7 protein-coding genes are annotated in these 12729 nt (G+C 69.2%); 3 read left to right on the plus strand and 4 right to left on the minus strand.

The genetic code is table 11. The annotated features are described in order from the left end of the window. Positions 1-24: 24 nt before the first annotated feature. Positions 25-1629 (plus strand): anti-phage dCTP deaminase, encoded by a 1605-nt coding sequence (locus tag VF536_RS25620; RefSeq protein WP_331617781.1) that lies wholly within the window; start codon positions 25-27, stop codon positions 1627-1629. Next, positions 1607-1834 carry a hypothetical protein gene (locus VF536_RS25625; protein WP_331617782.1) on the plus strand — a complete coding sequence of 76 codons (228 nt, stop codon included), beginning with the start codon at positions 1607-1609 and terminating at the stop codon, positions 1832-1834. Before VF536_RS25620 ends, VF536_RS25625 begins: the two co-directional genes overlap by 23 nt. On the opposite strand, the gene VF536_RS25630 is transcribed toward VF536_RS25625, so the two are convergent. After that, the gene (locus VF536_RS25630) at positions 1825-3012 is read right to left on the minus strand and encodes a hypothetical protein (RefSeq protein ID WP_331617783.1); all 1188 of its coding nucleotides are present in this window, start codon (positions 3010-3012) and stop codon (positions 1825-1827) included. The genes VF536_RS25625 and VF536_RS25630 overlap by 10 nt on opposite strands. 298 nt (positions 3013-3310) lie before the next feature. Here VF536_RS25630 and VF536_RS25635 point away from each other — a divergent pair, with 298 nt between their 5' ends. Next, on the plus strand, positions 3311-4387 hold the full coding sequence (locus VF536_RS25635) for an alkene reductase (protein ID WP_331617784.1): 1077 nt from the start codon (positions 3311-3313) through the stop codon (positions 4385-4387). 67 nt (positions 4388-4454) lie between these two features. Here the strand turns inward: VF536_RS25635 and VF536_RS25640 are convergent, their stop codons facing one another. The 3 genes from VF536_RS25640 to VF536_RS25650 all read right to left on the minus strand — a co-directional run. Further along, entirely contained in the window at positions 4455-5021 is a 567-nt protein-coding gene (locus VF536_RS25640) for an MOSC domain-containing protein (RefSeq protein WP_331617785.1), read from the minus strand. Beyond that, positions 4987-6351 carry a GAF domain-containing protein gene (locus VF536_RS25645; protein ID WP_331617786.1) on the minus strand — a complete coding sequence of 455 codons (1365 nt, stop codon included), beginning with the start codon at positions 6349-6351 and terminating at the stop codon, positions 4987-4989. Before VF536_RS25645 ends, VF536_RS25640 begins: the two co-directional genes overlap by 35 nt. Positions 6352-6545: 194 nt before the next feature. After that, positions 6546-12729: YDG domain-containing protein (locus VF536_RS25650; protein WP_331617787.1), on the minus strand; the 6184-nt coding region annotated here is incomplete at its 5' end.

The following is a 12729-nucleotide window of genomic DNA, read 5'->3' on the forward strand; positions in this document are numbered from 1 at the left end:
TTCGATCTGTTGATGGAGATCCGAATGAGCCAGAAGTTGAATGCCCCCTCCGCATCCGGCGAGTCTTCGCGCGGACGCCTGTTATCCGATCACTCGTCGACGAGTGTTCTCAAGGGAACCCATACCGACGAACTCGTCATTGCCTTGTGCGGTCCCATCGGCACGCCTCTCCAGGACGTGGCGATCGAGATTGGCGCGATGCTCAACGCATCTTTCAAGTACGAGGTCGAAATCATCCGGGTGAGCGATTTCATCCGGAAGCACTCGCCGCAAGACGACGCGCAGCGCGTTGAAGGGGCCCTGCATCGACGGACGGGCTTGATCCGGGACGGTCTGGAACTCCGTCGCCGCTACGGATCTGCTGTGCTTGCCGAGCTGGCGGTCCAGCAGATTCGACTGAGCCGGCAGGTCAATGGTCGCAATCCGATCTCGCGCGACTTCATGTCGCGGCGGGTATGTCACATCATCCAGTCCATCAAGACGCCGCAGGAGCTCGAACTTCTTCGTACCGTCTACCGGGAGGTGCTTTACATGGTGGGCGTGTATTCCCCACCGTCGCATCGAGAGGCCACTCTGCGACATGAGGGATTGAGCGACGCCGAGATCGGCGCGCTCATGGATCCAGAGTCGGGCGCCGAAGTGCACGAGGGCATCGGCGTCGACGAGATCTTTCCGCAATGCGACTACTTCCTTCGGGCTGAAGCCGAATCCGGGCGTTCGACGCATGTAAAGCGGTTCCTCGATCTTGTCCTCGGGACGCAGGTGATTACGCCGACGCGGCAGGAGACAGCCATGCACGCGGCCGCTTCTGCCGCCGGCAATTCCGCCTGCCTGTCTCGGCAAGTGGGTGCTGCGGTCACCGATCAGCAGGGCGAGGTCCTGGCTATCGGTTGGAACGATGTTCCTCGCCCGTTCGGCGATCTCTACGTCACGGATCTTGAAACCGATCCGAAGGGGGACAAGGACGGCCGGTGCTGGAGCTATGGCGGCATCTGTCACAACGACGAGGAGAAGCGTGCGCTGTCGGCGCAACTCATGTCGGCGCTGACCCCGTTCATCGAAGAATCCAGGAGGGGAGAGGCGGCGGAAGCCGTCTTCGAGAACAAGAAGCTGCGAAGCTTGATCGAGTTTTCGCGCGCCGTGCATGCTGAGATGCATGCGTTGTTGACGGCACTTCGACATGCTGGAGAGCGTGTGCGAGGGGGGCAGCTCTTTGTGACCACCTATCCCTGTCACGTCTGCGCGAGGCACCTCGTTGCCGCGGGCATCAAAGAGGTCTACTTCATCGAACCGTACAAGAAGAGCTTGGCAGTCAAGTTGCACGGAGACGCATTGTCGGAGTGCGAGAAGGACGTCGACAAAGTGCGCCTGATCCCGTTCGACGGCGTCGCGCCGACGCGCTACTTGAGCTTCTTCCGGATCCCGGCGAACTCGCGCAAGGAATCAGGACGGGTCATCCGCATCGCACCGGGCTCGGCATCTCCCCGACTGAAGAAAAGCCTCGAGGCCCTTCCTGCGCTTGAGGGAATCGTCATCGAATCCTTGCGTCAACGCGCGCTCGCAGACAAGACGCCTCACCTCTCGGTCATTCAAGGAGCCTCCACCCATGATTCTGCATATCCCATCTGAAGCGAAGGCCAAGGCAACATCGTCGACGACCAGCGGTACCGCCGCACCAGTGATCTCGCTATCGGCGTTTCGCGCGGAGCGCCGAGCGAAGATGGAGGAGGCCTTGATCGACGAGATCATCGCGAGCGTTCAGCACATCGACATCGTCCGACTCTTCGAGCTTGCAGCGGATCGCGAAGCGAAGAAGCTGATGGCTCAAACCTGAAACGCCCCCGGCGAATACGCCGTCCCCGCCGGCACTTCCTTGAGTCCGCACGGATGCTGGTACTGCATTACCGGTTTGAGCACCTGCCCGTCGACCGTGCCCGCGTCGACCGCGCGCCCGATCAGCGGCGAGTCCGGCCGCAGGCGGAAGTCGTAGCGGTCCGCGTCGACGAAGCTGTCCAGCTCGACGAAGTAGTTGTGGTGCTGCTCGCGGTCCGGTCCCGCCGGTAGCTCGTGCTTGCCGCACAGCAGGTTGTTGATCAGCCGCAGCTTCTGCGCCTGCTGCCCCATGCGCAGGTACACGCCGCCGGCCGGGCGCCGGTCGACCAGCGTGTTGTTGATCAGGTGCAGCTCGTTGCGGCGGTTGGACAACCCCTCGCTGCCGTACGCGATCAGGTGGTAGTTCTCCGTCGACGCGCTCTGCTGGATCACGTTGCCCATCACCAGCGCCACGCCGCCGTTGGGGAACTCGAGCTCGAAGCTCGCGCGCCCGGTCTCGTCGGTCAGGCGGTTGTAGAAGATGTGGTTCACCGCCGCGCGCGTCTTCAGCAGATGCCCCGACGCGCCGTGGTGGAAGTAGCTCGCCACCACCGACAGCTTGCCGATCGCGCCGACGTAGCAGTTGTGCGTGCGGCCCTCGCCGGGCGCGATCGGGCCGAAATCGCAGCCGTCGATGCGCAGCTCGATGCTCGCGTCGTTGCCGGCCAGCAGGCCGTTCTCGTTGTCCTGGAAGCGGCAGTCCCGCAAGTTCAGCGAACCACGTTCCAGCCGGATGCCCGCGCCGTTGCGGTCCGGCACGCGTGCGCCGACGAAGTCGAAGCCCTCGATCGTCATCCGCTTGCCGGTCGTGACGAAGATCCCCTTGCCCTGCGCATGCGCGCCCTTGGCCAGCATCCGCACGCGCCCGCCGACGGCGCGCAGCGTCAGGTCGTCCTGCGGCCAGACGGCGACGTCGCCGGCGTACTCGCCGGCCTGCACCTCGATCGTCATGCCGGCCTTCGCCTGCGAGGCGGCCGCCGCCAGCGTCTTCACCGGATGGTCCGGCCCCACGTGCATCACGGCGCCCGAGGCGCCGCCTCGCTGGGCCTGGACCGGCAGCAGCCAGGACGGCAGCGCCACCGCGGCGCCGGCTTGCAGCAGCCGGCGTCGGCCGATGTCGGCGAGCGGGGCGCGGAGCAAGGATTCAACCGGGGGGAGCGGGGAGAGCGGGGAACCAGAAGAGGGCATCGACAGGCTCCCGAGTCGGGGCGGTGAAGGAGGGGGCGCCGCGCGGAGGCGGGGACAGCGTCCCCAGGCAGCCGGGCGAGTGTAGCCAAGCGTTTCGGGCCGGCCGTGAAGGCGGCGCAAGGCCCCAGCCCACGTCCGGGCTGTCGCCTAGGCGCTGCGAAGGCCGGATTCGCTCGCTAAGCTGCGTGCCATCGTGGTCCGGCACCCCTGCCGGACGCTGTCCACCTTCATCTGCATCCTCGACATCGCCATGCCCAGTCTCTTCGATCCCTTGCAAGTCGGCGCCGTCTCGCTGGCCAACCGCGTCGTCATGGCGCCGCTCACCCGCAACCGCTCCGTCGGCCTGGTGCCGGGACCGCTTGCGATCGAGTACTACCGCCAGCGCGCCAGCGCCGGACTCATCATCAGCGAAGGCGCCCAGATCACGCAGCAGGGACAGGGCTACCTCGACACACCCGGGATCCATTCGCCCGAACAGATCGCCGCCTGGAAGCAGGTGACGGACGCCGTCCACCAGGCCGGCGGCAAGATCGCCGTGCAGCTGTGGCACGTGGGGCGCATCTCCCATCCGGACTTCCAGCCGGGCGGCGCCAAGCCGCTGTCGGCGACGGACCGCCAGGCCAACAGCAAGACCTTCACCAAGGACGGCTTCGTCGACGTGGCTGCGCCGCGCGCGCTGAAGCTCGAAGAGCTGCCGGGCGTCATCGAGTCGTACGTCCATGCCGCCAAGGCGGCGATGGCGGCGGGCTTCGACGCCGTCGAAGTGCACGGCGCCAATGGTTATCTGCTGGACCAGTTCCTGCGCGACAGCATCAACGACCGCACCGACGCGTACGGCGGGTCGATCGAGAACCGTGCGCGGCTGCTGCTCGAAGTGATGACGGCGATCGCCGGCGCGATCGGCGCCGACCGCACCGGCCTGCGTCTGTCGCCGGTCACGCCGGTCAACGACGCGGGGCAGGACAGCGATGCGCAGAAGCTCTTCAACTACGTCGTCGAGCAGCTGTCGCCGATGAAGCTGGCCTTCCTGCATGTCATCGAAGGCCACACCGGCGGTCCGCGCGATGTCGCGCCGTTCGACTACGACGCGCTGCGTGAGCGCTTCAAGGGCGTCTACATCGCCAACAACGGCTACACCCGGGAGATGGCGATCGAGGCCGTCGCGAAGGGGCATGCCGACGCGGTGGCGTTCGGAAGGAGCTTCATTTCCAACCCGGATCTGGTGCGCCGGCTCAAGCTCAATGCGCCGCTGCAGAAGGCGCACTCGGCGACGATGTATGGCGGTGGCGCGGAGGGGTACACCGACTATCCGGCGTTGGCGGACTGAGGGCCTCTGCACTGCGACCGCCGCTGGCCCTCACTCTTACCCTCTCCCCGGGAGAGGGAGAAAGAGATCAGCGCTTCGTCTTGGCCCGGAAGAGCTCCGCGATGGAGACCTCGCGCGGGCCGGGGCGGACGGTGAAGGACTGACCCGCCGTGATCGTGCCGGGCTGTCGAACCGCCAGGTAGAAGCCGCACCAGCCGCTCTGCGTCATCATCTTCGCGGCCTTGTTGAAGCCCATCACCGCGTTGAACTTGAAGCACGGGTAACGCGGCTCGCTGACGGCGAGCTCGCAGTCCGGGAAGACCAGCACATCGCCGATCCAGGCGTCGCCTTCGGCCAGACCGGAGATCGTCAGGTTCTCGCCCATCGCGCCCCAGGACAGCGGGTCGTCCCAGCCGGCCGCCTGCGCCTGTGCGCGGACCGTGCGCCAGAAGGCGTAGTGCTCGGAAGGGTAGGCGTAGACCGCCTTGGACAGCCCGCCGTGCACGCTCGGATCGGCCTGCTCGTCGCCCTCCAGGCCGAGGGGCCTCACTTCGACCTCGCCGTCCACCGGCCGTTTGCGGATGCCCGTCATGACCGGGCGCCCGTCGATGAGCAGGGGTTCAGCGCGGGCCGTGTTCAGACTGATCAGTTGCATCCGGCAATTTTGCCGCAGGCGTCGATGGCGTCGCCGGCGCCGGTGGCATCGGGGGCCGGAAGGCCGCCGGCGTGGTCTCGACGAGGCCCGATTCATGGCGGTGCAGCGCGTCGCGCAGGCCGTCGAGTTCGCGCGCCTGGTCGCGCTCGCGCCTCAGGTGGTCGAGCGCGAAGGACAGGTCGCCCGCCATCTCGTCCATCAGGCCGAGCACCTGGGGATCGAAGTAGCCGCGTTCGCCGGCGAGCAGGCTGATCGCACCCACGACCTCGCCGCCGCGGCGCAGCGGGAAGGCCGCCATCGCCTCCACGCCGGGCGGGATCATCGGCGCGCCGGAGGCGGCGAGCGTGGGATCCTCGAGCGCGTGGTTGCTGACCTGGTGCTTGCCCTCGAGGATCGCGCGTGTCGCCATCGAGCTGCGCGCGAAGGGCGTGTCGCGGGACCATTGGCGTGGTGCGCCCGGCATCAGGCGGTCGGCCGGGCCGTGTTCGGCGACACGCTCGAAGTGGTCGTCGTCGACCAGCACCACGGCCGCGAAGCGCGCATGGCCGGTCTCGACGCAGATGCGGCACAGGCCTTCGAACAGGCGCTGTTCCGCGCGCGGGTCGTCGAAGGCTTCGGCCTCGCGGCGCACGATGAGCTGGTTGGTCTGCGACAGTGCGACGTAGAGCCGCTGCAGCCGTTCGCGCGCGTCCTGGCTGACGCGGCGTTCGTCGTCGTAGCGCGTCCAGACGGTGCAGACGACGACGCTGCACAGACCGCCGGTCAGCAGCACCAGCAGCAGGCCCAGGTGCGCGGCCTCGGTGGCGGTCTGCCGGGCGCGTTCGGTGTCGACGCGGGCCTGGCTCAACTGGAAGGCGATCAGCTCGTCGAGCATGCGCATCGTTGCGAGGCGGCGCTGGTTGAGTTCGCGCAGCGAGTCGGGCGTGGGCGCCTGGGTCGTGGAGAGGGCGGCCCAGAGCTGGTCGAGCAAGGGCTGGGTGCGGACGATGAGGGCGCGCTCGGCCGGCGCCATGCGCGTGGCGAGGTAGCGAGTCCAGAGCTGTCGCGTCGTGTCGGCCAGCCGGCGGCCGGCGCCGTCGAGCTTGGCCGCGTCGGGCTGCTGCGCCTGCGTGATCAGCAGCGCGCCCAGCTGATGCGGACCGAGCGTGTGCTCGAGTTCGCGCAGCAGGTCGACGGGGACCAGGCGGTCGTCATAGAGGGATTGCGCGATGTCGGCCAGCCGTTGCGACTGCCACCAGCCGAGCAGCGCCGACGAGGCGACCAACGCGAGGGCCAGGCCCAGGACCAGGTAGAGGCGGGCGCGGAGCGACAGGCCGGTGGGAGCGGACATGGATGTCGAGGACCTCGCGGAGGAGGCGCCGAGCATAGGGCGTTTCGACGCGCGAGCCGATCCCCGGAACTTTGGGGGTGGGGCGTCCAGTGACGCCGCCGTCCGCCAGCGACTGCCGGGCCCGGAAATGGCAACGCCGCGGCGTGCAGACGCCACGGCGTTGGTGGGGATCCCCTTGGCGGGGATGGTTCGGGTCAGCCGCCGCGGCGCAGCATCACGGCCCGGACGCTGGTGGGCGCGATGCCGGTCTGCTGCTTGAGCGCACTGAGCGCCAGCGTGGTGACCAGGTCGTCGTCCAGTTCCGAGGCCGCCGCCGGCGCTTGCACCCGCAAGGTGCCGTCGGCCATCAGCACGAGGTCCAGGGTCGTCGAGCGCTCGCCGCCGAGCGCCACGATGGTCCGCACCTGGCGGCTCACGCCGCCCGACACGGCTTCCGCCGCGGGGACCGGCTGCTGCACCGGCTTCAGCGCCAGGCTGTCGCCCAGGTCGTCCACGCGGAACATGCCCAGCGGGGTCGGTGCCGATCCGCCGTTGTCGGCGTAGACCGGCATCTGGCTCTGGCGCGGCTGCTCGTAGGCCGGCGCGTCCACCGCCAGGCTGACCTGGCCGCTGTCGCGCAGCATCTGCTCCAGACCGACGTTGGCGACGGCGACGCTGCCGCCGGTGCCGTTCGCGTTCTGGCCCGAGCCGTTGCCGCCGTTCAGACCGGAACCTCCCGAGCTGCCGTCGACACCTGCCTGGCCATTGCCTGCCTGACCGTTGCCTGCTGCGCCGTTGCCTGCCGCGCCATTCGCACCCGCACCGTTGCTGGAACCTGCATTGCTGCTGGTGCCGTTGGTGCCGCTGCCATTGCCGGAACCACTGGCGGAGCCGTTCCCCGCGCTGCTGCCGTTGCCCAGATCGATCGTGCCTGCCGGATTGCCCGACGGACCCGCCGCGACCGAGGCCACGCTGTTCCCGATGCCACCGCCGTTGCCACCGTTGCCGGTCGGCACATTCGAGGTCTTGCTGCCGCCGCCGTCCTGCGTGCCATTGCCGCCGGCAGGCTGGATCACCAGCGCGCCGATCGCCGTGGGCACGACCTGCGCATTGATCGCGCCGGTCACCGTCAGCGACGCGGGCTCCAGGCGATAGTTCGCCGCGTCCGCGCCGTTCAGCGTCAGTTGCACGTTCACCGGCTTGTCGGTGCCGACAAAGGGCGTGTCGAAGCGGCCCGTGCCGCCGACGTTCACCTGGTCGCCCGCCACGACACCTTGCGGCGCGCCGATGACCAGCGTGGCCGCGGTGTCGCTGTTGAAGACCCCGCCGACGACGATGACCGTCGGCGCCTGGATCGTGCGGGCGGTCACGTCGCCGCGGGCCTGCGCCGAGCCCGAGCTCAGCACGTAGTTGCCCGCGTCCGCGCCGGTCAGCGCGAGCTGCACGTCCACGGCCTTGCCGGTGCCGGCGTTCTTGTTGTCGAACTGGCCACTGGCCGCGACGCCGAGCTGGTCACCCGCAATGACGCCGACAGCGCCGCTGGTCGAGACCTGCGCGGTGCGCGTGCCGTCATAGACCTTGCTGCCGACCTGGATCGCGCCGACGTCCACGGTGCGTGCCGTGATCGAGGCCGCGCCCTGCGCCGAGCTCGAGCTCAGCACGTAGTTGCCCGCGTCCGCGCCGGTCAGCGCGAGCTGCACGTCGACGGCCTTGCCGGTGCCGGCGTTCTTGTTGTCGAACTGGCCGCTGGCCACAACGCCGAGCTCGTCGCCCGAGACGACGCCGACGGCGCCACCGGTGGTGACCTGCGCGGTGCGCGTGCCGTCGTAGACCTTGCTGCCGACCTGGATCGCTCCGACGTCCACCGTGCGTGCCGTGATCGAGGCCGCGCCCTGGGTCGAACCCGAGCTCAGCACGTAGTTGCCTGCGTCCGCGCCGGTCAGCGCGAGCTGCACGTCGACGGCCTTGCCGGTGCCGGCATTCTTGTTGTCGAACTGCCCGCTCGCCGCGACGCCGAGCTCGTCACCCGCAATGACGCCGACAGCGCCACCGGTAGTGACCTGCGCGGTGCGCGTGCCGTCGTAGACCTTGTCGCCCACCTGGATCGCGCCGACGTTCACGGCCTTCGGGGTGATCGCGGCCGTCGCGCCCGCGCTGGTGTCCAGCACGTAGTTGCCGGCATCGTTGCCCGCCAGGACCAGGCCGGACACGTTGACGGCCTTGGCGCTGCCCGCGTTCTTGTCCAGGAAGTTGACGGTGCCGTTCAGCGACGTGTCGTCGCCCGCGACGAGGCCCGCAATGCCGCCGCCCGACAGTTGTGCCGTCGTGTTGCCGTCGTAGACCTTGTCCTGCACTGCGCCGTTGGCGATGGTGACGGTCTTGGGCGTGACCTGGCCGATGGCGGCGCTGGCGCTGTCCGAGACCAGGGTGTAGCCGTAGACGGCGGTGCCGCCGTTCTGGCCGCCGGAGATCACGACGCCGTCGACCGTGACCGTCTTGCCGGAGCCGACGTTCTTCGTGTCGTAATGGGCTGAGCCGCCGGACCCGATGGCCAGGTTGACCATGTCGCCGTCGATCGCGCCGGTGGCGCCCAGTTGCAGGCCGCCGGTCGCCGCGTCGACGTTGCCGTCGTAGACCTTGGAGGCGCTGCCCGACAGGCCGACGGTCAGCGTCGGCGCCACCGTGTACAGGAAGCCGGAGCCGGTGCCCAGCACGGCGTTGCCGTAGCGGGCGTCGTACTGCTTGAAGTCGGCGACCAGCCCGCCGCGCGCGTCGTTCAGCGGCGAGGTCGAATACGCCTGCCACGCGCCGCCGTTGCCGGCCTGGAGCGCCGACGCGCCGGCCTGGTTGATGAAGTTGCGCGCCGCGCGCAGGACGATCGGGGTGGCGTCCGCGCCGTCGTTGCCGGCAGTGACCTGCTGCTGCAGCGTCAGATCGGCGGTGGTGCCCTGGGCCCGCAGGTAGACCGTGCCGTCGGCCTGGACGCCTTGCAGGCCGTCGGCGGCGCCGACGATCAGCGAGCCGGTGTTGGACATCGTCAGCGAATGGACATCCGCCGCCACCGTGCCGACCTGCTGCGCGCTGCTGAAGCTGGCGTCGCCGCCGCTGCGCAGTGCCAGCTGGCCGGCGGTGATCAGGACGCCCTGCTGGTTGCCGATGCCGACCGTGCTGCGGTCGTCCAGCGACACGGTGCCGCTCGAGCTGATGTTGTTGGCGACGTTGATGCCGCCGGACTCGGCGCGCACGAGCACGCCGCCGTTGGTCATCGTGATCGCGCCGGCCTGGGTGAAGGTGTCGCCCAGCAGCTCCAGACGGTTGCCCAGCGACAGCTGGACCGGGCCGACGACGCTCAGGTCGAGGTCGGACGCGTCCACGCGCAGCGTGTTCACGCCGTTGAAGCGCGCCAGCATCGTGTTGGTCAGGTCCGCCGTGGTCGTGCCGCCGACGGTGATGCCGGTGGCCGGTCCGGTACGGTCGAAGACGACCGTGGCCTGCGCGCCGTTGCTCGTCACCTGGTTGGCCGTGCTGCTCCAGCTCGGCGCCTGCAGCATGAGCTGCGCCGCGCCGCCGGTGAAGTTGATCGGCGCGTCGAGCGTCAGCGTGCCGGTGCCGCTGTTGAGCGTCACGTTGGCGGCGCCGCGCGTGGTCAGGCCGGCGACGCCGTCGACGGTGCCCAGCGTGAAGCCGCTGGCGCTGGCCGGATTCACGACGGTGGTGCCGCCGACGTCCATCGCCAGCGTCGTGAAGCTGAAGGTGTCGTCGGTCAGCGTCGCGCCCTGGCCCGCGGTCACGGCCACGTTGGCCGCGGCCACGCCGCCGTTGACGCCGATCACCTGGCCGCCGCTCTTCAGGCTCACCGTGGTGGCGTTGGTGGTGATGTCGCTGTCGAAGACGAGGTTGCCGCCGTCGCTGCGGCCGACTTCCAGCGTCGCCGCGTTGACCTGGCCGATGGAGGCGTTGCTCAGTCCGCCGCCCAGGTGCAGCTCGTTGGCTGCCGTCATCTGGCGGATCGTGACCTTGCCCGTGCCGCCATGGGCGGTGATGGTCTGCGACAGGTTGACGTTGTCGCCGGTCAGCACGATGTTGCCCGTCGTGTTGTTCAGCGTGCCGGCGGTGATGTCGATGGTGCGGTCCACCATCTCGAAACTGCCTGCGGCGTTGAAGCTGAAGTTGCCCGGCACGCTGATCGTGCCGGTGCCGTCGGCGCGGCCGATCGTCAGGTTCTTGATGCCCGGCAGCTTGGCCAGCGTCGTCGACGAGGCGAAGCCGTTCGCGTCGCCCAGCACCATGTTGGTCGCCGGGTCGTAGGGTTCCAGGCGCATGGACGCGGTGCTCAGGTTCTGCAGCGTCGAGGTGCCCCAGTCGATCCGGTTGGCGCGCAGCGTCAGGACGCCGTCGCCGGTGTTCAGGTTGACGTTGACGTTGCCGAAGTTGATCGCGCTGTCCGTGTAGATGCTCGCGCCACCCTTGAAGACGAAGGGCGTGTCGATGTTGACGTCGCCGCTGACGCTCAGCAGGCCGGCCAGGATCTTGTTGCCGTTGGTGTAGCTGCCGTCGGCGCGGAAGAAGACCCGGCCCGCGCCCAGCACCATGCTGGAGTTCAGCGTCACGTCGCCGCTGCCGGTCGACACGTAGAGGTTGCCGCCGTTGGTGGACACCGGGGCGTTCAGCGTGAAGAAGCCGGCACCGCCGTTGTCGGAGTCGGCCCAGATGCGGACGTAACCGCCGTTGGTGGTCAGCGAGCCGCCCACCGTGGCGCCGTCGGCGCCGTAGATGGTGATCGAGCCCGCGCCCGGCGTGCCGCTGCCGGGGGTGGAAACATTGTGGGCCGGCAGTGCGCCGGACGGATTGGTGCCGGCGCCGTGCGCGATCATCGTCGGCGCATTGAGCACGCGGCCCGAGCCGGTCGCACCGGCCACCAGCATCAGGCTGCCGCTGCCCGACACTTCCAGCACGTTGCTCGCGTTGGCGAACATCAGGTCGAAGTTGCTCGTGAACGCGCCGTCGGTCAGGTTGGACGGCGGCGTGAGGTGGGTGCCGGAGGAGGTGCCGGCCTCGATGCGCAGGCTGACGTTGGGCTGCATCGTGATCTTGCCGTCGCCCCCGTTGAGGTTCAGGTCGTTGACCAGGATGTCGCCGGTGGCCTGCAGCAGCACGTTGGCCTGCTGCGCTTCGATGTCCTTCTCGTAGACGACTGAGCCCGTCAGCACGTCGGTGCCGCTGCCGCCGCCGTTGATGGTCAGCGAGGCGGGATCCAGCAGCAGGTCGCCCGTCGTGCCCTTCGCCGCGCGCGCGTCGGCGCGGCCGCTGTAAGCCAGCTCCTGCTTGCCGGAGACCTCGATGCGGCCGCCGTTGCCGCCTTGATCGCCGCCGCGCGATTCCACGCGGCCGGCGAATTCGGTGCGGCCGTCCGACCAGGTCACGACCTCGCCGCCGTTGCCGTTCACCGTCGCATTGGCGCGCAGCGTGGTCGCTGCGTCGACGCTGACGTTCTCCGCGTTGGCCAGGCTCGCGTCCTTCCCTTGCCAGCCGCCGCCGACGTGGATCTGGCCGCCGCCGGTGGCGCCGCTGGCGTCGATCGTCGCACCGCGCAGCGCGAGCGTGCCGCCGGTGACGCGCACGTCGCCGCCCAGACCTTGGGCCGAGCTGGCGTCGAGGCGGCCGGTGATGTTCACCTGGCCGTTGTCGCCGCCGTCCAGGATGATGCGGCCGCCCTGCTCGGACAGGCCCTTGGCCTCGATCACGCCGTCCATGTTGATGACGCTGGCGCGCAGCGCGCTGGCGCTGGGCGCGCTCAGCACGACCTGGCGGCCTTGCACGAGGCCTTCCTGCGACAGCTCGGCGTCCAGCGCCGCCTGGTCGACGCGGACCTGCAGCAGGCCGTCGCCGTTGAAGTCGAGCGCGACCTGCTGGCCAGCTGCCAGGGCGACCTGGCCGGCGCTGATCGTGCCAGTGTTGACCACCGACGCGCCCAGCAGCGCGACCACGCCGTCGGCGTGGATGGCCCCGTCATTGCGGATCTGCGCGGTGCTGGTGCCGGAGAAGCGCGCGCGGCCGCCGAGGAAGTCGGCGTCGCTGATGTTCAGCGTGCTGGCGACCAGGCCGCCGACGTTGACCGTCGCGCCCTTGCCGAAGACCACGCCGCTGTTGTTGACCAGCCAGACCTGACCGTTGGCGGAGAGGTCGCCGAAGATCTGGCTCGGTGCGCCGCCGGTGACGCGGTTCAGCGCCACGGCATCGGCGCCGGTCTGGTTGAAGCGCACCGAGGCGCCGCTGCCGATGTCGAAGCTGTTCCAGTTGAGGATCAGCTTGTTGGAGCTCTGGTCGATGCGCAGTTGCGAGCCCTGCTGTGTCAGCGCGGCCTGGCCGGCGGCGATCTGCGCGCCGGTGGGCAGCGCG

This window comes from Roseateles sp. (genome assembly GCF_036486225.1).
Classification (GTDB): Bacteria; Pseudomonadota; Gammaproteobacteria; order Burkholderiales; family Burkholderiaceae_C; genus Roseateles.